The organism is Anaerovibrio lipolyticus LB2005 (assembly GCF_000621545.1).
Lineage (GTDB): Bacteria > Bacillota > Negativicutes > Selenomonadales > Selenomonadaceae > Anaerovibrio > Anaerovibrio lipolyticus_A.
This window is the reverse complement of the sequence record NZ_KK211304.1, coordinates 42,824-67,127: the sequence shown is the minus strand read 5'-3', so window position 1 is coordinate 67,127 and position 24,304 is coordinate 42,824. Positions and strand designations below refer to the sequence as shown.

Genomic DNA, 24,304 nt, shown 5'->3' with positions numbered 1-24,304 from the left:
TACCTCCACACCAACAATATATTTAAAATTTTAATTTTTCAGAGAAATTTTAGTATATCTGCGATATAATATACTTACATATTACATTTTAGTCTACAAATGTTTTTTTGACTATTATTTTATTTTTGAAAGGTGGTTTTTATTAATGTTTTCAGTTGAATTTAAGCCAGGCATTTATTGGGTTGGCTCCATGGACTATTCCATGCGCAGCTTCCACGGCTACAGCACTGACCGTGGTTCTACCTATAACGCCTATCTCATTATTGATGACAAAATTACCCTTATTGATACCGTAAAGGCACCATTCTGCATGGAAATGTTTGGCCGCCTCAGAACTATTATTGACCCGGCCAAGATTGATTATATCGTGTCTAATCACGTGGAGCCGGACCATTCCGGTGGTATTCCGTTTATGATGCAGCATTGCCCTAATGCCAAGATTGTCACCAGCGACCCTAACGGTCTGAAGGGACTGACTGGCCGCTATGGTGAGCGTGATTATATTGCTGTAAAGGCCGGTGATACCCTGTCCTTGGGCAAGCGTACCCTCACCTTCGTACCAACACCAATGCTCCACTGGCCAGATAGTATGGTTACCTACTGCCCTGAGGAGGAGCTTTTATTCGCCAATGACGCCTTTGGTCAGCATTTGGCCACTACTGCCCGTTTTGAGGATGAAACCGACTTACATGAGGTTATGCATCAGGCCAAGAAATATTATGCCAACATTCTCATGCCATTTGGTATGCAGGCCACCAAGGCCATTGCAGCACTTGAAGGCCTTAAAATCAGCATGATTGCCACTGGTCACGGTGTATCCTGGAGAAAGCATATCCCTGAAATCATTCAGGCCTACAAGGACTGGAGCACCTTTAAGAAAACTGACAAGGCCGTTGTAGTCTTTGATACTATGTGGCACACCACAGAAATCATGGCCAAGAATGTGGCTGATGCCTTTAACAAGGCCGGTATCGAGCCAAAGCTCTTTGACCTCCGCTGTGATCATATTTCTGATGTTATGACGGAGCTTTTGGATGCTAAATACATCGCTGTAGGCTCCCCTACCATCAACAACCAGATGATGCCATCCGTAGCCGCCTTCTTCTGCTACATGAAGGGCCTGGCACCAAAGGGCCTTAAGGGCTTCGCCTTCGGCTCCTACGGCTGGGGTGGCCAGAGCATACCACAGGTAGAAGAAGCTCTGAAGGACTGCAAGGTTGAGATTGTCCTTGACCAGCAGAAGATTCAAAACACTCCTAATCCAGCCTTCTTAAAGGGCCTGCAGGAAAATGTAGTTAATTTGGTGGAAAAAGAAAAATAAGAAACTCGATTATAATATTAACCAAAACACCTCCCCTGTATACATAATAGGTGTATACAAGGGAGGTGTTTTGTATGCTTACTGCAAAGGTTTGTGAAATAATAGTTTACATCTTATCTTTCTATTGGTACCACTCGCAAGGTTTTTCCCAAAGGTGCCAATACTTTTAACACTGTAGATAGTGTAGAATTTGCACTCCCCCGTTCCATTCGGGCAATAACCGGTTGCTTCACACCGCTCAATTTCTCCAGGTGCTTCTGAGTAATTCCTTTCTCATTACGAGCTGCTATAATTTCGGAGATAAGTGCAACCCTCAAATCACTTTCAGAAATTTCTTCAGAAGTGAAATATTGTTTCTCCAAAGCTTCCCATTCATCAACATATTTCTCATCAGTACCATGCCGTTTCCCATAATCAACCAGCTTAGTTTTCGCATCATTCACCGCGTCTTTATATTGCTTATTCATTACGACCAATCCTCCCGACGTAGTTTTTCAACATATTTCTTGCTCTCTCTATTTCTCGTTTTGGTGTCTTTTGCGACTTCTTAACAAAATGATTCAGTATCAGAAAAGTTTGCCCTGTCCACAAGGCAAACATGAATCTGTCATCTAGTGGGCGCAACTCCCATATATCTCCGTCAACATGCTTCACAAAGGGTTTTCCTGCTCTAGTTCCATTAGCACGCAATACTTTCATATAATCATTTATCTTATTTGCTTTTATACGATTATGTTTATCCTGCTTAGAAATAATAGAGCGAATATACTCTCTTGTTTCTGATATACCGTTCTCATCCTCATAAAAACGTATGTTATACAATGTGTATACTCCCTTCTTATAAAATTATAACTTATAAGTTATAACGCGTCAATATTCTGTACTTCCACCTTGTTACTGATAACTTATATAAATATTATTAATTTATTATATATATTTATATTATTATTTTAATATAACATTGTCAATCTATTAATGTTTTTATATGGATATACTTCTACCCTAGCTTTCTTAAAGAGCTTGCAGAAAAATGTTGTCAATCTGGTAAATGGACAAAAGTAAAATAGCAACCCTTAAAATCTGATAAAGCTACATAATACGCTCAAAAGGACTGTCTCTGGTGAATAATAATATGCTCCCTTCTAAGTAGACAAGAGATATAATAAAAATCTTGAACTACTTGGGAGGGAGCATTTTTACGTCCAAATATAAGATTGATAATCGATAAAACAAATTAACCCCCTATTAATATGGTTACTATACTAAAATTGATATATAATAAAATGACAGCCTTCATCATAAGTTGTCCAGACCCATGACGAAGGCTGTCGGCTATGGTTGTATCTAACATCATGTCCTCAGTAGATAGATAAATGAAGTTGAGGCCATGGTATTAGTAAAATCATGCTTTAATTACCTATTCAATTACTGTAACAGACTCAGAATATTGGAGCTGCTCTGGTTAGCCTGAGACAGCATAGCCTGGGCTGCCTGAGACAAAACATTGTTCTTGGTAAACTCAGTCATTTCCTTGGCCATGTTTGCGTCTCTGATGGTAGACTCGGAAGTAGTCACATTTTCAGAAGCAGTGGTCAGGTTGTTGGAAGTGTACTCCAGACGGGACTCAACAGCACCGATGGTCGTCTGCTGATCAAGAGCCTTCTGAATAGCATTATCAAGTACATTGATAGCTGCATTAGCCTTTTCACGGGTAGAAATGTTCAGCTTAGTGCCATCTGCTCCCTGAAGTCCGAGAGCCTCAGCCCGCATATCGGTAAGACCAACAGTGATAGCCTGATTTGCTTTGGCACCAACCTGCAGATTGATGGCATTGTCATCAGACTTGTTCTGGGCACGAACGGTTTCCTCAAAAGCGTCCAGTGATGCTTCAGCGGATTTCTTCAAATTGCCCTGCGCATCAGCAATGCGGATATTAAGGCCGGAAATCTGTCCAGCTATACCAGATGCGTTGGCAGTAACAGTTATAGCGTTTTCACCACTAGCGGTGGTAACGACATGACCAGCACCATTGATACCAACATTAGCACCAGTCATCAGCTGAGGACCGTTGAACTTAGAAACAACTTCCTCCTGAGCTGATTTTAGGGCATCTTTAATGGTCCGATTAGTACCATCAGCATTCTTGGAGCCTGAGGCTGTATCATTTGCCAAGGCTGTTTTTGCAGTGGCTACAGCACCAATAGCACTCTTGTAAGAAGCTATATCCGTGTTAGACAGCAAAGCTGCATCACCGTCGGCTCCACCCTTAAATACTGCTATTGCATTCGTTGCTCCAGCGTCTTTACCCAAAGCTTCAACACTGTCCAATGCTGCAGAGAAAGCCTTTTTCATAGCCTCTCTCAGATCGGCGGTGGTGCTGGCCGCTGCATGATCAGTTGACTTAGTGGCGTCAACAGTACCATCATCCTTGAGAACAACATCTTTATAAGCCAATTTTGCATTAGTAGTGGCATCATCAATCTTAGCAGACATGACAGTCTCTAATGCACCATGCAATGCCTTTACAGAATCCTGAGCACTGCTTACAGCCTGATTTTTAGTCAATGCTTCCAGCTGATCACTTGCTTTGACGTAATCTGCATTGGCATTTACCTGCTGCTCCTGAGCAACATCCAAATCCTTGACAGATTCTCTATAAGCAGCTACTGCTTCCTTTAATCCATCATTTGTTGGGTCCGCATAAGCGGCCTGCAATTTTTCTTCCATGTTAGCAGTATTCAAGGAAGCTGCTGAACCATCCCAGGAAATGCCAGCTTTTTCTAACGCAGCACCGAGAGTACCTGCAGTGCCACTGTTGGTGGTTGCTCCAGAAGTATACGTACCCACGGCTGCAGTTGCCTTATCGACAGCCTTCTGAGCTTCTCTTACTGCCTTGTGGAGAGCACCTTCTTCGTCGCCATAGTCATTAGCATCAGCAAGGGTAACAGTTCCACCATCGGCAGTTACTGTAGTAATCGACGCACCCGCTGCGTCCTTAATATCCACGCCGCCTGTAGCTAATTGATTCTTCAAGTAATCAATAGCCTTGTTCTCGGCGGCCGAGGTGGAAGCATTAGTTACACCACTGGCCTTCTGAACAGCTTCGTTGGAAGAAGTAGCAAAAATCTGACTATCCTTGTCAATATTTTCTGCTTCGTTGAAGATGTCCTGCAAGGTCTTGTCACCCACCTGGAAGGTAGCAGAGTAGGTCTTACCCGCCTGAACATAAGATACCGTAATCTGGTCAGTTTCAGTAAGTTCCAGAGAGTCTCCATTGCGGGCCTTCAATGCGGTTAGCTTTGTATCGGCAGTGGTGCTCTTGTCCAAATTCTGATTGGTCAATGCAGTAAAGGTGGCCTCGCCCTTGTTATTCTTGGAACCATCCAACAGGTACTTGCCGTTAAAGGTTACATTGGCATTATCATTAATCTGGTCAATTGACTGATCCAATTCCTTCTGAATGGTAAGGCGGTCATTGTCAGTGTTTGAATCATTTGCTGCGCTGATCGCTTTTTCCTTTAAGGTCTTGAGGATTTCCACAGTGGAGCTTACAGCACCCTCAGCAGTCCTCATCATGGAGCTGCCGTTCTGGGTATTGGCATTTGCCTGATCCAGAGAACGAATCTGAACTCTCATGCGCTCGGAAATTGCATAACCAGAAGCATCATCAGCAGCGCTGTTGATTTTCATGCCGGAAGAAACCTTCTGAAGGCTCTTGGCTAAAGCCGACTGGTTCTTGTTCAGTACATTCAGGGTGTTCAGAGCATTTACATTGTTTTTTACTACCATAGACATAATATATTCCTCCTTGAAATTTACATTTATCCGGCTTCCCTGCCGAATGTTTATATTTTGCTATTTTAGCAAATTTTATAACAGACCTATCCCAAATATAAAGCAGCGTGCTGTATCAACATTTGATAAACGGAAGTGCCTATTTATATTGCTTCCCCAGTGTTTTTATATTAGCTGTACTGTTTTTCCTTCGGGATATGTTTATTATAAATTGCTGTTCTAGCAACCTCTATTGTCATTATAGATTGCTATTTTAGCAAAGTCAAGAGTTTTTTTACATTTTAGCAAAAAATTATTTTTCATCTTTGTAAGGAGGTTTTGAGTATGAAAAATAATCACATATCCATAGGCGACCAAATAGTTGAGCTAAGACAAACATACAAAATACAGCAAGGAGAGCTGGCAAAGGCCATTGACATGCATCAAAGCGTTCTGAACCGTATAGAAAGAGGATTGCGGTCGGCCAGAGATGAAGAGATACGGGACATCGCCATTTATTTTGACATTTCGGCAGATACGCTGCTGTCTATCCCTCATCAGGAGCATACAGCTGCGCTGGAGCTATCCAGTGATGAAATAGCCCTTTTACAAAAATTCCGTGAGCTGGACGACAGGGGCCGTGATGCGGTGCTTAGCACTGTCACCAGAGAATACCGCTATGTAAAGTGAACATTTAACAAAAAAAGAGTTGTGAGTGGACCCCGCAGGGTTCCAACTCACAACTCCTTATTTTATTGCTTTCTTTTACTTATTCAGCAGCTGCTTCTGCTTCAGCCTCTGCCTCTACAGCCTGCTCCGGTTCATTTTCATAAACCACCTTGATGTTACGATAGCAGCCCATACCAGTACCAGCCGGAATCAGCTTACCAATGATAACATTTTCCTTCAGACCAAGAAGTGGATCAACCTTACCCTTGATAGCAGCATCAGTCAGGACACGAGTAGTCTCCTGGAAGGATGCGGCAGACAAGAATGAATCAGTTGCCAGTGCAGCCTTGGTGATACCAAGGAGAATTGGCTTAGCAACAGCTGGCTCCTTACCCTCAGCAATAGCCTTGGTATTGGCAGCCTCAAAGCTGTTGATGTCAACATATTCACCTGGCAGGAAGTCGGTGCCACCATAAGCCTCGATACGAACCTTGTGGAGCATCTGACGAACCATAACCTCAATATGCTTATCGTTGATACCAACACCCTGCTGCTTGTAAACCTTCTGTACCTCATATACGAGGTAGTTCTGGGTTTCCTTCAGCCCACAGACACGGAGAATATCATGTGGGTTAATGGAACCCTCAGTGAGCTTGTCACCAGGCATGATATGGTCACCATCTCTGGTAGCAAGACGGGAGTTAAATGGCAGAACGTATTCCTTGGCCTTCTCCTTGCCTTCCTTAGGAGTGATGGTAACGGTGAAGATTTTATCCTTCTCGGTAACGGTAACGTCACCCTCGATTTCAGCGATGATGGCATTATGCTTAGGCTTACGTGCCTCGAACAATTCCTCGACACGTGGCAGACCCTGGGTAATATCGTCGCCGCCTGCGACACCACCGGAGTGGAATGTACGCATTGTCAGCTGTGTACCAGGCTCACCGATGGACTGAGCTGCGATAATACCAACAGCCTCACCCACATTAACCTTGGTTGCATTAGCCAGATCACGGCCATAGCACTTGATGCAGACACCATACTGAGACTTACAGGTCAGTACGCTGCGGATGGATACCTTGTTACGAACCTTAACGATTTCATCAGCCAGCTTCTCATCAATATCGTCATTAATGGAAGCAACCTTTTCGCCAGTCTCAGGATTAATAATATCCTCAGCCAGTACACGGCCAACGATACGATCCTTGAGTGGCTCAATAACGCCGCTGCCCTCAACAATAGCTTCAACCTCAATACCACGGATGTTATTGTTGCGGACCTTAACTTCCTTGGCATCGCTAGAAAGAACAGCCTCAATGTACTCCTCAGTGAGAGGTACACCAGCAGGAACGATTTCAACGCCCTGGCTATCAACAACAGCTGCTGTTGTATCCTTGCCCATCATCTCTGCTACCATTGCGGACTTGATGGACTTTCTGATATTTTCATCAGGAGCACCGAGCTTAACAGTGTCAGTAGCTGCGGCATTGGTAATAGCAGCATCGCTGTTGGAAGAAGAACCGCGGAGGGTAATCTCTGCCACACCGGCCTCACCAATGGTCTTAAGGATTTCCTCATCAAGAGTTACACCCTTTTCAACAATAACCTCGGCAGTCTCTGGGCTGATAACATCAGAAGCCAGAATACGACCCACCAGAGTTTCCTTCAGCTGCTCAACTGCTGCAGCAGCAGACTCTGCCAGCTTAGCACGCTCGCGAATCAGGTTAATACCTACAACGTCGCAGTCTTCCTCACGAACGATAACGTCCTGAGCAACATCAACCAGACGACGGGTAAGATAACCGGAGTCAGCGGTTCTAAGTGCAGTATCCGCCAAACCCTTTCTGGCACCATGGGAAGAAATGAAGTAATCGGATACGGACAGGCCCTCACGGAAGTTAGCGGTAATTGGAATTTCGATGGTCTTACCGGATGGATCAGCCATCAGACCACGCATACCAGCCAGCTGACGCATCTGGGACTTGTTACCGCGGGCACCGGAGTCAGCCATCATGTAAATTGGGTTAAATGGCTCGTTATCTGCATAGTTGTCATACATTGCATCGGCAACCAGGTTAGTGGCATCGTCCCAAACCTTGCAGACCTTCTTGTAACGCTCCTCATCACTGATGAGACCACGCTCAAACTGGCGCTGGGTCTTCTTAACCTTAGCCTCTGCCTCATCCAACAGAGCCTGCTTCTTCTCTGGAACCTTGATATCAGAGATAGCAACGGTCATACCAGCGATACAAGCATAGTGGTAACCCAAATTCTTAACATTATCAATAACAACTGCTGTTTCGCTGGCACCAAGAGTCTTGAAGCAGATGTCAACCAGCTTGCCCAGCTGTTTCTTGTTCATGAGCATACCAAGAGACCATTCACCGGTCTTCTTGTCCTGGCTGAACTGACGAACAGCCTTTGGCAGTGTCTCATTAAAAATCATACGGCCCAGAGAAGTCCGAACCAGACCATAATCCTTAACTACATTGCCATCCTCATCAACATCCTTCATGCGGACCTTAATCTCAGCCTGAATATCCAGCTCCTGATGCTGATAAGCAAGCAGTGCCTCGTTGATACCAGTGAAGATTTTGCCCTCACCTACGATAGGTCTGCCCTGGCTGGAATTTCTTACAGCAGTCAGATAGTAGGAACCAAGAACCATATCCTGGGAAGGAACGATGATAGGGCCACCATCCTTAGGAGCAAGGATGTGGTTAGCTGCCAGCATCAGCACACGGGCCTCGGCCTGCGCCTCAGCGGACAGTGGAAGATGGATAGCCATCTGGTCACCATCGAAGTCGGCGTTGTATGCAGTACATGCCAATGGATGCAGCTTCAGTGCACGACCCTCAGTAAGGACTGGCTCGAAGGCCTGAATACCAAGACGATGCAGTGTAGGTGCACGGTTCAGAAGAACTGGATGCTCCTTGATTACGCCTTCCAGTACATCCCAAACCTCATCCTTGGCACGCTCTACCATGCGCTTTGCGGACTTGATGTTATGGGCAATACCATCGGAAACCAGACGCTTCATAACGAATGGCTTAAAGAGCTCCAGAGCCATCTCCTTAGGAAGACCGCACTGATGGAGCTTCAGCTCAGGACCTACTACAATAACGGAACGACCAGAGTAGTCTACGCGCTTACCGAGGAGGTTCTGACGGAAACGACCCTGCTTACCCTTAAGCATATCGGACAAGGACTTCAGAGGGCGGTTACCAGGACCGGTAACTGGACGGCCACGACGACCATTATCAATAAGGGCGTCAACAGCCTCCTGAAGCATACGCTTCTCGTTACGGACAATAATATCTGGTGCATGAAGCTCCAAAAGGCGCTTCAAGCGGTTATTTCTGTTAATTACACGACGATACAGGTCATTGAGATCGGAGGTTGCAAAACGACCGCCATCCAGCTGTACCATTGGACGCAGCTCTGGTGGAATAACTGGAACCACATCCATAATCATCCAAGAAGGCTTGTTGCCGGACTTACGGAATGCCTCAACAACCTCCAGACGACGAATTGCCTTGAGGCGGCGCTGCTGGCTGGTTACAGTCTTCAGCTCATTGGTCAGCTCCTGATGCAAAAGATCAAGACGGCTGATAATGCCCTCCTCTGGCTTCTGCTGATCCTCAGGGAGATCTGCTTCCATTTCAACCAGCAGCTCCTTGATGGCCTCAGCACCCATACCTACCTTGAAAGCGGCAGAGGAATACTTGCTGCGATACTCGCTGTACTCCTTCTCGCTGAGAAGCTGCTTCTTGCTGAGCTCAGTAGTACCTGGGTCAATTACAATATAAGAGGCAAAATATAAAACCTTTTCCAGGGCTCTTGGAGCAATATCCAAAACAAGGCCCAGACGGCTTGGAATACCCTTAAAGTACCAGATGTGAGATACAGGGGCAGCCAATTCAATGTGACCCATTCTCTCACGACGAACCTTGGCACGGGTTACTTCAACACCGCAACGCTCGCAGATAGTACCCTTATGGCGAATTCTCTTATACTTACCGCAATGACATTCCCAATCGCGGGTTGGTCCAAAGATACGCTCACAGAACAGGCCGGAGGTCTCTGGCTTTAAAGTACGATAGTTAATAGTTTCTGGCTTGGTAACCTCACCGTAAGACCACTCTCTGATCTTATCAGGAGACGCCAGACCTATACGCATTGAATCAAAGTTATTTACATCCAACAAGGGCGTGTCACTCCCTTCCATTATTCATTGTCAAAATTATCGGCATTAACGTCAACGATTAAGTCAGTATCAGAATAGTCATCCGCTGCTTCAGCATCATCCTCCGTATACTCATCGGAAGGTGCTGCCACATTGCCGGAATCATCTACACCATTTACATCAACATCCAGCTCGTTGGCTGCATCTCTGATGTCTTCCTCATCGTCCTGAACCATAATCTCGTTGGCATTCTCATCCTGAACCTTAATATCCAGACCGATACTCTGGAGCTCCTTGATGAGAACCTTGAAGGACTCTGGTACGCCTGGCTCAGGGATATTCTCACCCTTAACAATGGACTCATAGGTCTTAACACGACCCACAACATCATCGGACTTAACAGTCAGAATCTCCTGCAGGGTGTAAGCAGCACCATAAGCCTCCAGTGCCCAAACCTCCATCTCACCGAAACGCTGACCACCGAACTGTGCCTTACCACCCAGAGGCTGCTGGGTAACTAAGGAGTAAGGACCAACGGAACGGGCATGAATCTTATCATCAACCAGATGATGCAGCTTCAGCATGTATACGCAACCAACAGTAACCTTATTTTTGAAAGGCTCACCAGTACGGCCATCGTAAAGAACAGTCTTGGCATCCTCATCCATGCCGGAAGCACGAATAGTATCGAATACATCCTTCTCACGGGCACCATCGAATACTGGAGTTGCAATATGAACGCCAGCCTTGTCAGACTTAGGCATGCCATACTTGTCAAAATCATAACCAATAGCACGGAGACGCTTCTCAACTGTAGGGTCACCGTTCTTAATCTGAGTACCGATATTTCTAACAGCCATACCCAAATGAGTTTCCAGAATCTGACCAATGTTCATACGGGAAGGTACGCCCAATGGGTTCAGAACTACATCTACTGGAGTACCATCTGGAAGGAATGGCATATCCTCCTCACGCATGATACGGGAAACGACACCCTTGTTACCATGACGACCGGACATCTTATCACCTACAGAAATCTTACGCTTCTGGGCAATGTATACGCGAACCATATTGTTTACGCCAGGGTTCAGCTCATCATTGTTCTCACGGCTGTACACCTTTACGTCAACAATCTTACCAGCCTCACCATGAGGAACTCTCAAGGAAGTATCGCGAACCTCACGGGCCTTCTCACCAAAGATAGCACGAAGGAGGCGCTCCTCGGCAGACAGCTCAGTTTCTCCCTTTGGAGTTACCTTACCTACCAGAATATCGCCGGTTCTAACCTCTGCACCAATGCGGATAATACCGTTTTCGTCCAAATCCTTCAGATTTTCCTCGGAAACATTTGGAATATCACGGGTAATTTCCTCAGGTCCCAGCTTGGTATCACGAGCCTCGCAGTCATATTCCTCAATATGAATGGAGGTATAAATATCTCTCTTAACGAGGTTTTCACTAAGAAGAATAGCATCCTCGTAGTTGTAACCTTCCCATGGCATATATGCAACGATAATGTTGTAGCCCAATGCCAGCTCACCATGGTCAGTAGCAGGACCATCAGCTATAGGCTGCTTCGCCTCTACCACATCACCCTTAAATACGATAGGGAGCTGGTTAATGCAGGTGCCCTGGTTGGAACGCATAAACTTCTGGAGCTTGTACTCATCGAAATCGCCGTCCTCAGTGCGGATAACAATCTTGTCTGCACTTACGGAATCAACCACACCGGCATGCTTAGCCAAAATCATAACACCGGAGTCGCACGCAGCCTTGTACTCCATACCAGTACCAACCAGTGGAGCCTGGGTACGGAGAAGCGGAACTGCCTGACGCTGCATGTTGGCACCCATCAGTGCGCGGTTAGCATCATCGTTTTCCAGGAATGGAATCATGGCAGTTGCAATGGAAACCACCTGCTTAGGTGATACGTCCATGTAGTCAACCTTTTCACGGCGAACCTCAGTGGTCTCCTCGTGAACACGGGCTACTACACGCTCATTTACGAACCAGTCATTTTCATCCAATGGTTCGTTGGCCTGAGCAATAACCAAAGTATCCTCAGCGTCAGCAGTGATGTACTTAACATCATTGGTAACGCGCTTGTTTTCCTTGTCAATACGGCGATATGGGGTCTCCATAAAACCATACTTGTTGATACGGGCGTAATTGGACAGAGAACCAATCAGACCGATGTTTGGACCTTCTGGGGTCTCAATAGGACACATACGACCGTAATGGGAGTTATGTACGTCTCGAACCTCGAAACCGGCACGCTCTCTGGACAAACCACCAGGGCCAAGGGCAGACAGACGACGCTTGTGAGTAAGCTCTGCCAATGGGTTATGCTGATCCATGAACTGAGACAGCTGGGAGGAACCGAAGAATTCCTTAATTGCTGCCACAACTGGGCGAATATTAATGAGGTTCTGTACTGCAGAAATGTCCTCCTGAGTAGACATACGCTCACGAACTACGCGCTCCATACGGGTAAGACCGATACGGAACTGATTCTGCAGCAATTCACCTACAGAACGAACACGGCGGTTACCCAAATGGTCGATATCATCAGTACGGCCAACGCCATGCATCAGATTCAGCAGATAGCTGATGGATGCAATAATATCGTTTACAGCAATGGTGCGCTTTTTATCAATGAGAGTTGGGGAGCAAATCATATCCAGCAGGTCACCCTCATCATTCAGCTTAACCTGAACGATAATAGCCTTGCCTTCGCCAAAAATACCCTTCTCCTGATCATCGGAAATCTCATCAATCAAATCCTGGGTAATCAGCTCATTAGCTGGTACTACGACCTCACCAGTCTCCTGATTTACCAATGGCTCAGCCAGAACCTGGCCTACCAGACGATGCTTCCAGCCCAATTTCTTGGTAATCTTATGACGGCCAACAGTAGCCAAATCATAACGCTTCTTATCAAAGAACAAGCTGCGGAGCATAGAGCGGGCATTATCTACGTTAAATGGCTCGCCCTGACGAAGTCTCTTATAAATCTCATCTAAAGCTACTTCTTCAATGGTTCTGCCATCCATGCCCTCAGTAGCATCACGCTCAAGGGTTGCAACGATTGCAGGGTCATTGTTGAAGAGTGCCAAAATTTCATCCTTGGTTCCGAAGGACAAATCAGAGGTCAGCACCTCGATGTGATCCTCGTTACGGCCTGTTTCAGCGGCACTTGCAGTGCCATCGGCAATCTGCTGGTTTCTTGCGATTTCAGCCTTGTTAATGAAATCAAGAGCTCGCAGGAAAACAGTTACAGGCAGCTTACGGGTTCTATCAATACGAACAGAAATAACATCGTTGGTATCAGTTTCAAGCTCAATCCAAGCGCCACGGTTAGGGATAACTGTAGCATTGAACAGGGACTTACCAGAGGAATCCACGGTGACACCATAGTAAGCACCTGGGGAACGTACCAGCTGGCTTACGATAACACGCTCTGCACCGTTGATAACAAATGTACCGGAGTCAGTCATCAGAGGGAAGTCACCCATGAAGATTTCGCTGTCATGGAACTCACCATTTTCCTTGTTAATACGACGAACTTTTACACGAAGAGGTGCAGAATAGGTTGCATCTCTTTCCTTGCTCTCCTCCAAGCCGTATTTTGGCTCGCCCAGAGAGTAATCCAACAGTCTTAATTCAATCTTGTTCTGGAAATCGGTAATAGGGGAAATATCCTCGAAGATTTCCATAAGGCCAGCGCCCTTGGTACCCTTTTCTACATCGCCAATAAACCATTCATAGGACTTTCTCTGAATGTCAAGAAGGTGTGGCATCTCCATAACTTCTTTGATCTTGGCATAGCTATACCTGGTTCGTTTGCCTACCGGCACAGGATGAAACATTAAGAACTTCACTCCTTAGCTAAAAATAACAAAAATGACAAAAAATCCGCACACGAAAAATAAACAGATTCACAACACCTCTTCATGGGCTAAAACCACACGACGCATTGCCAAATGTCCGAAAACACCTGATGAATCCATTTAATACCCCTTGCACGAACTTATTTACTATTTTCTTGGTGACCGAAGTCACTACTACAGTCTTTTAACCTGTAGCAATTTATTTTACCAATATATATTATACATGTCAAGGAAAATACCTATACAAAAACAAAAAAGCTGTGAAAAATGATTGCTCATTTTCCACAGCCTTATGTTTTACTTAGAAGCTATCAATAAAGCAGAAATTACTTCAGCTCTACAGTTGCACCAGCGGCCTCGAGGGAACCCTTAAGAGCCTCAGCGTCAGCCTTGGACAGACCTTCCTTAACAGCAGCAGGAGCACCGTCAACCAGAGCCTTTGCTTCCTTCAGGCCGAGACCAGTAGCCTCACGAACAGCCTTGATTACGTTGATCTTGCCAGCGCCAGCATCCTTCAGGATTACGTCGAACTCGGACTTCTCACCAGCAGCGCCACCCTCAGCAGGAGCAGCAGCAGCTACAGCTACAGGAGCAGCAGCGGATACGCCGAACTTCTCCTCAGCAGCCTTTACGAGCTCGGAAAGCTCAAGAACAGTCAAGTTACCAATTGCCTCTAAAATTTCTTCGTTAGTCATTTTTATTTCCTCCAATTTTTAACATTAATTTCTTTTTTAAATATTTTAAGCAGCGGTCAGATTAAGCGGATGCCTGCTCTTCCTTCTGCTTGCGAATAGCGTCAAGCACATTGACGATGCTGCGAACCATGTTGCCCATGATACCAACAGTGTTGGAAACTGGAGCCTGCATGCTGCCCAGCAGCTTGCCGATGAGGATCTCTCTGGAAGGCAGAGAAGCGATAGCCTTAACTTCGTCAGCACTTACTACCTTACCCTCAACGATACCACCCTTGACTACGAGCTTTTCCTCTTCAGCCAGGTTGTTCTTCTTAATGAACTCGCTGATAACCTTTGCAGGAGCAACTGCATCGTCAGCAGAATATGCCATAGCAGTAGTACCCTCGAGGAATGGAATCATATCATCGAGACCTGCCTCCTTGGCAGCAATACGAGTCATTGTGTTTTTGATTACATGGTAGGTAACACCAGCCTTACGGAGTTCTACACGCAGTGCAGTATCCTGAGCAACAGTCAGTCCCTTGTAAGAAGTGATGACAGCACCCTTGGAGCTAGTGAGAATTTCTTTTAAGTTAGCAACAATTGCCTTCTTCTGTTCTGTAACAGCCATGAATACACCTCCTTTTTTATAATATAAAGAGCAAAAACGGCCTCCGGCTGATTTACCGGAAGCCGCATATTCATGCGTAAGCATCCGGCCTCGGCAGGCGTCTCCTTTAAATGAAGCCGAAGCTCCATACCTGCTGTCTACAGCCATAGACTATTTTATTATACAGCCCACAAAAAATCAAGCATGTACTACTGGAACACCAGGGCCCATAGTGGAGCTAATGGTGACAGAGCGGATATACTGACCCTTTGCAGCAGCCGGTTTTACTCTAATTAATGTATCCATCAAAGCATTGAGGTTCTCTACGAGCTTGTTAGCATCGAAGGAAGCCTTGCCGATAGGGCAATGAACATTACCAGCCTTATCAGTACGGTATTCAACCTTACCAGCCTTGATTTCGCTGATTGCCTTGCCAAGATCCATAGTTACAGTACCGAGTTTAGGGTTTGGCATCAAGCCTCTAGGACCGAGGATTTTACCAAGACGACCAACAGTACCCATCATATCTGGAGTAGCTACAGCGACATCAAAGTCAGTCCAGCCACCCTGGATCTTAGTTACGATTTCGTCGGAGCCAACAAAGTCTGCACCTGCAGCCTCTGCCTCTTCAACCTTTGCGCCCTTAGCAAATACTAATACGCGCTTGGACTTACCAGTACCATGTGGCAGCACGATTGCGCCACGAACCTGCTGATCTGCATACTTAGGATCAACGCCTAAGCGTACATGAAGCTCAATAGTCTCGTCGAACTTTGCAGTTGCAGTCTTCTTTACGAGATCAACAGCTTCCTCAACAGTGTAAACTTTACCAGTCTCAAGAAGCTTTACAGCGTCCTGATACTTCTTACCTGCTTTTGCCATTTTAAAATTTCTCCCTTCGTGGTAATAACGGATTTTCCTCCCACGAGCACGAAATCAATTATTAGTCAACGATTTCGATACCCATGCTGCGAGCAGTACCCTCGATCATACGAGTAGCAGCCTCAATGCTTGCAGCGTTCAAATCTGCCATCTTGGACTCAGCAATCTCCTGAGCCTTTGCGCGAGGCAGCTTTGCAACCTTGTTCTTGTTTGGTTCACCAGAAGCCTTTGCCAGACCTGCAGCCTTCTTCAGAAGTACAGCAGCTGGAGGAGTCTTAGTGATAAAGGTAAAGGATCTATCCTCAAATACAGTAATCTCTACTGGAATGATGAGACCAGCCTGCTTAGCAGTTCTCTCGTTAAATTCCTTAACGAAAGCCATGATGTTAACACCAGCCTGACCAAGAGCAGGACCTACTGGAGGAGCTGGAGTAGCCTTAGCAGCCTCAACCTGCAACTTTACCATCTTTGCAACTTTCTTTGCCATCTTATATACACCTCCTTAAAAGGAAATCAGCTTTTCTCTACCTGATCAAAATCAAGTTCAACAGGAGTTTCACGACCGAACATGTCGATAAGAGCCTTAACCTTGCCCTTCTCGTTGTCCACGGAAACAACCTTTGCTGCGTAATTTTCAAATGAACCGGATTTGATTTTAATGACTTCGCCAACCTCAACATCAATGTTGACAATAACCTTGGCTTCGCCCATTCCCATCTTGCTGAGGATGTTTTCCATCTCTGCTTCACCGATAGGTGTAGGATCTGTACCGGAACCAACAAATCCAGTAACGCCGTCAGTATTTCTAACGTCGAACCATGTCTTTTCGTTGACAATCATCTCGACAAATACATAACCAGGGAAAAGCTTTCTCTTGATTACTTTTTCGACGCCGTTCTTCTTTTCGATCTCATCCTTTACAGGAACAAGCACATTGAAGATTTTGTCTTCCAATCCCAAGGAACTAACTTTTCTCTCAAGATTGGACTTAACCTTATTTTCGTATCCAGAATAGGTATGTACAGCATACCAATGTCTTTCAAGCTTCTTTTCAGATTCCATACACTTGGATGCCCAGCATCCCTACCCTCCAGTCTTAACGTAAAATTAGATTAAACAACCTTGTAAAGAACGTATCGCATATCCAAATCAGAGAGCATACAATGAAAACCGTTATGGATACCACAACAGTATATCTGCCCAGCTCCTCCTTAGTGGACCAGGATACCTTTTTCATTTCAGCCGAAACTTCACGCAAAAACTGCATAGGGTTAAAACCTGAAGACTTCGTCTGAACTGCTGACGCTTTCTCGTTCGTCAATGCATTCACATCCTGTCTAATATTGCAACCCTTACACTCTACTGCTAATTATTTGGTTTCCTTGTGCAGTGTGTGCTTCTTGCAGAACTTGCAATACTTGTTGAATTCGATTCTATCTGGATCGTTCTTCTTGTTTTTGTTGGTCTGATAGTTGCGACTCTTGCACTCAGTGCAGGCCAACGTAACCGCATTGCGCATCGTATGCACTCCTTACTATTGAAAATTATGTACACTTAACAAAATGTCACTAACATAATTTATCATAATATATTCTGAGTGTCAACAGACAAGCTCATTAAAATAAAAATGAAGGACATTTCATTTATGGCATAAATAAAACCCCTTTATTAAGGGGCTAAATTTAGTAGTTGGTGGCTGCGAAGAGATTTGAACTCCTGACACTCCGGGTATGAACCGAATGCTCTAGCCAACTGAGCTACGCAGCCATATATATGGAGCTGATAACCAGATTTGAACTGGTGACCTCATCCTTACCAAGGATGCGCTCTACCGACTGAGCTATATCAGCATACCAAGCTTTTGGTTGCGGGAAGAGGACTTGAACCTCTGACCTTCGGGTTATGAGCCCGACGAGCTACCGACTGCTCCATCCCGCGATATTCTGAAGATATAAAATGGTGGGCAGGGATGGATTCGAACCATCGTAGCCTACGGCGACGGATTTACAGTCCGTTCCCTTTAACCACTCGGGCACCTACCCAGTATCTTCACTTGGTGGCGGTTATCACTCCGATGCACCTCTATCAGTGCGTCTTTTGTGTTTCCCGCTGACAGGTATATATACTATCATCTTATTTTGAGTTTGTAAAGCACTTTTTTTATTTTTTTATTATTTTTTTCTTTTTGCCCTGTCACGAAGCCTGCGAGACCTGTCATTACGGCCTTTGTGGGTACTTCCCTTTCTATTTGCATACTTGCTTTTTGCTTTTTTTGCCTGTTGTTTTTCAGCCTGCTGCTTTTTCAGTGCAAGCTCCTTTTCCCGTTTTTCTCTTTTTATACGGGATGCCAAGCTTCTGCCAGAAATATCCTTGGTAATGTGATTTTTTATGCCAGCCTCGATTTTTCTCAGCATATTATATTGGCGGGCATTTACAAAGGTAATGGCTACACCCTGCTGGCCTGCACGTCCCGTACGACCAATGCGGTGTATATAGCTTTCGGTATCCTGAGGAATATCATAGTTAAATACATGAGTTACTCCCTCAATATCCAGTCCGCGGGCTGCTATATCAGTGGTAACCAAAATCTGGAGCTTAGCCTGACGGAATTTTTTTAACACGTTGGTACGTTGAAGCTGGCTAAGCTCACCATGCAGCTCGTCTGCCAGATAGCCCCGCTTGGCCAATGTCATAGCCACCTGGGACACCCGTGTACGGGTAGAGCAGAAGACCATGGCCAAATATGGCTGCTCCTCATTAATAAGCTCACAGAGCTTGTCCAATTTGGATGTTTCCATGGTATCCACCACGCGCTGTTTAATGGTGTCCAAGGTGATATGCTCCGCCTTTATCTCAACGTGCTGAACCTGGACCATATAGCGATGGGCCAGGGATTTGATACGATCGGGCATAGTGGCGGAAAACAACATAATCTGCCTGTCCTTGGCCATGGTGGAAAGTATGGTTTCCACATCCTCAATGAAGCCACGGCGAAGCATTTCATCCGCCTCGTCGAGAACTATTTTGTTGGTGGTGGAAAAATTTAATGTGCGACGGCGAAGATGATCCAGAATTCTCCCCGGAGTACCAATAATAACGTGGGGATCACGACCCAGCTTATGCTTCTGGCGCTCAATATCCTGACCGCCGTAAATTGCCAAGGAACGTACACCAGTGGCCTTATCCAATATTGCCGCTACCTTGGAAATCTGAATAGTAAGCTCACGGGTAGGAGTGATAATCAAAGTCTGAACATTATCCGCCTGTGTCTTAATCTTGTCATATAAAGGCAGCAAAAAGGCCAGGGTCTTTCCTGTACCGGTCTGGGCCTGAACAATAGTGTCACGGCCGTTTCTGAGAGCCGGAATAGCCTGCTCCTGGACTGGAGTGGCCTCTCTTATACCGATTTTCTTTAAAGCATCACAGAGGGGCTGTGAAACGCTTAATTCTTCAAATAATTTCATAATAATCCCTCATATACATATATACAGATAGCTCCCCCAAATTGGGGGAGCCAATACAACGCTTATTTATTTTCGTACTGTGCAGCCAGACGCTTCTGGAGCTCCTCATCAGCAAGGAAGTCATCATAAGTAGTAAACTTATCAAATACACCACCTGGAGTAAGCTCTATAATACGATCAGCTATAGTCTGTACAAACTCATGGTCATGGGATGTAAAGAGCAAGGTACCCTTAAAGGCAATAAGGCCATCATTAAGGGCGGTAATGGATTCCAGATCAAGATGGTTGGTAGGCTCATCCATCAAAAGAACGTTGGCACCACTGAGCATCATTTTGGACAGCATACAACGAACCTTCTCACCACCGGAGATAACAGAGGCCTTCTTCAAGCTCTCCTCGCCACTGAACAGCATGCGTCCCAGGAAACCACGAACAAAGGATTCATCCGGATCCTTGGAATACTGACGAAGCCAATCGGTCAAGCTCAGTTCGCAGCCCTCGAAATACTTGGTGTTGTCATTTGGCAAATATGCCTGAGTAGTGGTAACGCCCCACTTAAAGGTACCCTCATCTGGTTCCATTTCCCCCATGAGAATCTGGAACAATGCAGTCTTACCAGCACTATTAGGGCCAGTAAACGCCACCTTATCTCCCTTCTTCAGGGTAAAGCTTACATTATCAAGAACCTTCTCACCCTCAATAGTCTTGGAAATACCCTCAACTATCAACAGCTGATCACCAGCCTCGCGGTCAGGGGTGAAGGCAATATATGGATAACGGCGGGAAGATGGCTTAATGTCGTCAAGGGTAATCTTCTCCAGCAGCTTCTTACGGGAAGTAGCCTGCTTGGACTTGGACGCGTTAGCCGCAAAGCGGGCAATAAAGGTCTGTAATTCCTTGATTTTTTCTTCCTTCTTCTTGTTGGCATCCTTGGCCATCTGCAAAGCCAACTGGCTGGAATGATACCAGAAATCATAGTTACCAACGTAAAGCTGAATCTTGCCAAAGTCCACATCTGCAATATGTGTACATACCTGATTTAGGAAGTGACGGTCATGGGATACTACAATAACAGTATTTTCAAAGTCTGCCAGGAAGTCCTCCAACCACTTAATGGATTCCAAATCCAAATGGTTGGTAGGCTCGTCAAGAAGAAGAATATCCGGATTTCCGAACAGAGCCTGGGCCAAGAGGACACGCACCTTCAGATCTGGATCCATTTCGGACATCATCTTGTTGTGATGCTCCTCATGGATGCCAAGTCCATTTAACAGCTTTGCCGCATCAGCCTCTGCATCCCAGCCGTTAAGCTCGGCGAATTCTGCTTCCAGTTCGCCGGCACGAATACCATCTTCATCGGAGAAATCAGGCTTAGCATAAATTGCGTCCTTTTCTTCCATAATATCTACCAGATGCTGGTTACCCATAATAACTGTACGGATAACATCATACTGGTCAAAGGCAAAATGGTCCTGCTTCAGTACGGACATGCGCTCACCAGGAGTAATATCTATGGAACCCTTGGTAGGCTCAATATCGCCGGAAAGCAGCTTCAGAAAGGTGGATTTACCAGCACCGTTGGCACCAATAACGCCATAGCAGTTTCCCGGAGTAAACTTAATGGAAACATCCTTAAAGAGCACGCGCTTACCGAACTGGAGTGTAACACCACTTGTTGAAATCATTGTAAAAAAATCCTCTCTATACTGTTTTAAAAATTACTATATATTAATCATGAATTTAAAATTGCATGATAATAATCTAAAATACTTTGGCCGTAACCAACTCCTGGTACAGCCCAGCGACCATTAAGGTCCTGCCACTGGTTAAGGGTATTGCTACCATAAACGCCCCTTACCAGGGAATAACGTGGATCCACCACCGGAGTAGCCGGATTCTTGGTGGAAACATAGGCCAACAGATGCTGAATATGGGCCCTTACCCCCACCCGTGGGGACTCGAAAAAGGCTCCCTTTACTGTGGCACTAGTGGTTCCCAGACCGCAATAATTATTTTGAGCCGGAATAACGGTACCTCCATAGCTGAAAAAGCCTGTTTCCTTCAGAGCTTGTGCAAAGGCGATATCAGGACGTATGCCCTCCAAGGAAGCCTCTTCATAATAAAAGTTTACCAATTCCTCCGGAGTGGTATTAAGGAGCGGATTTGGATTGTTCTTCAAAAGGTATCTTACACACTGCTCCCGAGTTGCCACAGGACTGCCCATAATATTCATTTCATCGGATGAGGTTGGCAATACGACCTCTGGCTGCTCCACAGGTGTAGGATGAAGTATCTCCTCTATTCTTTCAGCAAAGCTCTTTTTCTTCTCAGTTGAACTGCTCTTGTCGGTAACCACCTTTGTTTTACCATTATTATATGTTCTCTCTGTAGAAACTGTGGTTTTCTTAACAGGCTCTGCATTACTATCAGCAATAGACTTTGCCTCTGTTGCACTGCCACAGCTTAACACTGCCAGCACACCCATGGCAAATAAAAAACGGGCACAATTACCTTTTAAAAACACCCCAAAGACCTCCCAATTTCCATTTTAACATTCTTATTTTATCTTTTTCTGATGCCATTTACCATCTTTAAAGTATAGTACAGAACAAGCCCAAAGCCTATTCCTGACGTAAGACTCCCCCAAAGGGGAACCAGCATCAGAGTAAAAACTCCTGCCAAGACTGATATATTATCATTAATTGGTAAAAATTTCAAATCTGACAGCAAATAGCAGCCTGCTCCAATTACAGATGCGGCAAAAATTACCGGATAATCCTTAAGCCCCATCATCATAGGACCACAAAACAGTAATAATATCAGCAATATTACTGTAACCTTAGAGATTTTTGCGGGGTTATCACTGCCATAACCACCGACAGCAGAAACCTCGGCCACACTCATGGCTCCTCCTGAAAACAGCCCTCCCAGCAGAGCTCCAAGGCCATTAATTCTCAGCAGCTTCGCCTCATTTTCCCCCATGGTCTTGGCTACAGCCAGCCCATCAAAGAGCAATACAAGGAAAACAACTGCTACTGAAGCCAACAGCTCGAAAAATCTGTCAAAATTAATCTGAGCTGCCGTATCTGTAAAGCCCTCCGGCACTGAAAAGATATATGCAGGGATTTCAACATAGCCATTAATAAATGCCATTACCAGAGCCACCAACAAACCTACAGCCAATCCCTGTGTTTTTTTGCTACTCAGAAAAATCATTACAGCCACAAAGCTTACAATAGTAATTATAACCAAAGGATCATTCAGACTTCCCATGGCTGATACTTGAAACGGATCTCCAATAACCAGCCGTCCCATTACAAGTCCTCTATAAATAAGCAGGATTCCCAAAGACGCAGGAATTACTGTTTCCAGATACTTGGGCAAAATGGATATCAGCTTATGATGAAGATTGGCATAAACCAAAAATAATATTAGCAGCCCAGCCAAAAAAGGCACTGTCATGGCCTCCTGCCAGGTATAGCCCTGACAAATAACCAAATCATAGCATAAAACGCTGTTAACCACTATTCCGGGAGCCACTGCCACTGCCGTCTTATAATATACAGCCACCATTGTTCCAAGAACAGAGCTCAGCACAACTGCCGTATATGCTCCATTAAAGGGTACACCGGCTTTCTGCCACATGATGGTAACCACCATAATATTTACAAGAATCAGGGCAAAATTTATGATGCCTGCAATTATTTCTTTAGATACATATTTCTCCATACACTTCACATCGCATAGCACCCATTAATATCATATAAATAAATCAGCCTATAACAAACACGGCTATAGACTGATATACATTACTTATCAATAACTTTAATGGAATTTGGATCATCCTCATCCAAATCCTTGTCCAGCACATGTTTGCCAAATACTGTAATGGTATAATACAGGCCCACAAAAAATGGCAAATACTCTGCAATAAAACGCCATGATACAGCAAGAATACCTACTGTACCAGATGGTACACTTTCACTAAAGAGATATACGAAACCACCCTCTGCAATACCAGAACCTCCCGGGGTAGGAGAAAAATAAAGCAGGATATTCAAAAACATCATGCGTCCCATTACCGTAAGCCAGTCCACAGTAGCACCCAATCCAAGCATAAGGAAAGGGACCACCATGTAAATAAAAATCAGACTTAAACCAGATTCAAAGAAAACCCGAATCATAGATTTGGGTGATGACGCCAGCAAAATTATGGCAGACTTGCTATCTCTGTACATGTCCACAAATTTTCTGCTCCACTTTTTGGATAGCTTTCTGGCAATTTTCACCGCTAAATAATCAAATGCATTTCTGCGAATACCATAGGCTGCCACCAGCATTAAAACAGTTACAGTACCAGCAACATAAACCATTACCGCATTGGAAACACCTGGCAATATCCCCTCGTCATGAAGGAATATAAAAGGCAGACAGCAGGCCAGGAAAAATATGGAAACCACCGTACGGACCAACGCCAACACAGCGGCCTTTCCTCCAGGAACTCCGGCCCTGCGCAGAAACATCACCTGTGCTATGGCACCAGCAGCGGCGCCAGGACCCAGCATGGCCAAAAAATAGTTACCAAAAACCACTTGTACAGCCTGCTTCAAGGTAATATTTTCCCCAGATATTTTTACCATGTGCATTAATCTGGTTCCATCCAATACAAGACCTATGGCCATGGCCAATATTGCCAAACCAACGGACCAGGGCTGGAACATATATAAATTGGTAATGGTATTAATGTCCACCGTAAAATAAATTACGGCACTGGATATTACCAAAACCAATAGGAATAAGCCTAGTATACGCCCATAAACCTTATTCATTCAGC

19 protein-coding genes, 4 tRNA genes, 1 pseudogene and 1 other annotated feature are annotated in these 24,304 nt (G+C 45.1%); of the genes and pseudogenes, 2 read left to right on the top strand and 22 right to left on the bottom strand.

What is annotated here, in order from left to right:
- The first annotated feature begins 145 nt into the window (after positions 1–145).
- Positions 146–1,321: an FprA family A-type flavoprotein gene (locus tag T355_RS0112655; RefSeq protein ID WP_027398049.1), complete on the top strand. Its 1,176-nt coding sequence runs from the start codon at positions 146–148 to the stop codon at positions 1,319–1,321.
- A gap of 113 nt (positions 1,322–1,434) precedes the next feature.
- Here T355_RS0112655 and T355_RS0112650 read toward each other — a convergent pair whose 3' ends face one another.
- From T355_RS0112650 to T355_RS15185, 4 genes and pseudogenes are all read right to left on the bottom strand, one after another.
- Positions 1,435–1,788, bottom strand: coding sequence for a helix-turn-helix domain-containing protein (locus T355_RS0112650; protein ID WP_037330195.1), 354 nt, complete (start codon positions 1,786–1,788; stop codon positions 1,435–1,437).
- Positions 1,781–2,143, bottom strand: coding sequence for a type II toxin-antitoxin system RelE/ParE family toxin (locus T355_RS0112645; protein WP_027398047.1), 363 nt, complete (start codon positions 2,141–2,143; stop codon positions 1,781–1,783). Before T355_RS0112645 ends, T355_RS0112650 begins: the two co-directional genes overlap by 8 nt.
- A gap of 603 nt (positions 2,144–2,746) precedes the next feature.
- Positions 2,747–3,091: a flagellin gene (locus T355_RS15520; protein ID WP_231483052.1), complete on the bottom strand. Its 345-nt coding sequence runs from the start codon at positions 3,089–3,091 to the stop codon at positions 2,747–2,749.
- A gap of 1,368 nt (positions 3,092–4,459) precedes the next feature.
- Positions 4,460–5,116 (bottom strand): annotated as a pseudogene (locus T355_RS15185) (flagellin); the annotation flags it as partial.
- A gap of 324 nt (positions 5,117–5,440) precedes the next feature.
- On the opposite strand from T355_RS15185, the gene T355_RS14880 reads away from it, so the two are divergent.
- On the top strand, positions 5,441–5,785 hold the full coding sequence (locus tag T355_RS14880; RefSeq protein ID WP_051555580.1) for a helix-turn-helix domain-containing protein: 345 nt from the start codon (positions 5,441–5,443) through the stop codon (positions 5,783–5,785).
- 79 nt (positions 5,786–5,864) lie between these two features.
- Here the strand turns inward: T355_RS14880 and rpoC are convergent, their stop codons facing one another.
- The 18 genes from rpoC to T355_RS14475 all read right to left on the bottom strand — a co-directional run bounded on the left by rpoC (position 5,865) and on the right by T355_RS14475 (position 24,299).
- Positions 5,865–9,971: a DNA-directed RNA polymerase subunit beta' gene (rpoC, locus tag T355_RS0112625; protein WP_027398046.1), complete on the bottom strand. Its 4,107-nt coding sequence runs from the start codon at positions 9,969–9,971 to the stop codon at positions 5,865–5,867.
- Positions 9,972–9,991: 20 nt separating this feature from the next.
- A complete protein-coding gene (locus T355_RS0112620; RefSeq protein WP_027398045.1) occupies positions 9,992–13,819 on the bottom strand; it encodes a DNA-directed RNA polymerase subunit beta in 3,828 nt (1,275 codons plus the stop codon).
- 347 nt (positions 13,820–14,166) lie between these two features.
- On the bottom strand, positions 14,167–14,535 hold the full coding sequence (gene rplL / locus T355_RS0112615; RefSeq protein ID WP_027398044.1) for a 50S ribosomal protein L7/L12: 369 nt from the start codon (positions 14,533–14,535) through the stop codon (positions 14,167–14,169).
- Between the two features lie 61 nt (positions 14,536–14,596).
- Positions 14,597–15,145 (bottom strand): 50S ribosomal protein L10, encoded by a 549-nt coding sequence (gene rplJ / locus T355_RS0112610; protein ID WP_027398043.1) that lies wholly within the window; start codon positions 15,143–15,145, stop codon positions 14,597–14,599.
- A gap of 22 nt (positions 15,146–15,167) precedes the next feature.
- Positions 15,168–15,306: a sequence feature (ribosomal protein L10 leader region), on the bottom strand.
- 16 nt (positions 15,307–15,322) lie between these two features.
- Complete coding sequence (gene rplA, locus T355_RS0112605; RefSeq protein ID WP_027398042.1) at positions 15,323–16,006, bottom strand: 50S ribosomal protein L1; 684 nt, start codon at positions 16,004–16,006, stop codon at positions 15,323–15,325.
- Between the two features lie 61 nt (positions 16,007–16,067).
- A complete protein-coding gene (gene rplK / locus T355_RS0112600) occupies positions 16,068–16,493 on the bottom strand; it encodes a 50S ribosomal protein L11 (RefSeq protein ID WP_027398041.1) in 426 nt (141 codons plus the stop codon).
- A 26-nt stretch (positions 16,494–16,519) separates the two neighbouring features.
- On the bottom strand, positions 16,520–17,068 hold the full coding sequence (gene nusG / locus T355_RS0112595) for a transcription termination/antitermination protein NusG (protein ID WP_027398040.1): 549 nt from the start codon (positions 17,066–17,068) through the stop codon (positions 16,520–16,522).
- Positions 17,069–17,102: 34 nt separating this feature from the next.
- Positions 17,103–17,273 carry a preprotein translocase subunit SecE gene (gene secE / locus T355_RS15090; protein WP_071997220.1) on the bottom strand — a complete coding sequence of 57 codons (171 nt, stop codon included), beginning with the start codon at positions 17,271–17,273 and terminating at the stop codon, positions 17,103–17,105.
- A gap of 102 nt (positions 17,274–17,375) precedes the next feature.
- Entirely contained in the window at positions 17,376–17,525 is a 150-nt protein-coding gene (rpmG, locus tag T355_RS0112590) for a 50S ribosomal protein L33 (RefSeq protein WP_027398039.1), read from the bottom strand.
- A 171-nt stretch (positions 17,526–17,696) separates the two neighbouring features.
- Positions 17,697–17,773: transfer RNA gene (locus T355_RS0112585), tRNA-Met, on the bottom strand.
- A gap of 7 nt (positions 17,774–17,780) precedes the next feature.
- Positions 17,781–17,856 (bottom strand) — tRNA-Thr (locus T355_RS0112580).
- A 12-nt stretch (positions 17,857–17,868) separates the two neighbouring features.
- Positions 17,869–17,944 (bottom strand) — tRNA-Met (locus T355_RS0112575).
- A 19-nt stretch (positions 17,945–17,963) separates the two neighbouring features.
- Positions 17,964–18,048, bottom strand: a tRNA-Tyr gene (locus T355_RS0112570).
- Between the two features lie 129 nt (positions 18,049–18,177).
- Positions 18,178–19,470 carry a DEAD/DEAH box helicase gene (locus T355_RS0112565; protein ID WP_027398038.1) on the bottom strand — a complete coding sequence of 431 codons (1,293 nt, stop codon included), beginning with the start codon at positions 19,468–19,470 and terminating at the stop codon, positions 18,178–18,180.
- Positions 19,471–19,532: 62 nt separating this feature from the next.
- Positions 19,533–21,155 (bottom strand): ABC-F family ATP-binding cassette domain-containing protein, encoded by a 1,623-nt coding sequence (locus tag T355_RS0112560; RefSeq protein WP_027398037.1) that lies wholly within the window; start codon positions 21,153–21,155, stop codon positions 19,533–19,535.
- 47 nt (positions 21,156–21,202) lie between these two features.
- Positions 21,203–21,955, bottom strand: a complete 753-nt coding sequence (locus T355_RS0112555; RefSeq protein ID WP_051555592.1) for a glucosaminidase domain-containing protein — start codon at positions 21,953–21,955, stop codon at positions 21,203–21,205.
- 77 nt (positions 21,956–22,032) lie between these two features.
- On the bottom strand, positions 22,033–23,199 hold the full coding sequence (locus T355_RS0112550; RefSeq protein ID WP_037330192.1) for a hypothetical protein: 1,167 nt from the start codon (positions 23,197–23,199) through the stop codon (positions 22,033–22,035).
- A gap of 80 nt (positions 23,200–23,279) precedes the next feature.
- On the bottom strand, positions 23,280–24,299 hold the full coding sequence (locus T355_RS14475) for a lysylphosphatidylglycerol synthase transmembrane domain-containing protein (protein WP_051555579.1): 1,020 nt from the start codon (positions 24,297–24,299) through the stop codon (positions 23,280–23,282).
- Positions 24,300–24,304 lie beyond the last annotated feature (5 nt).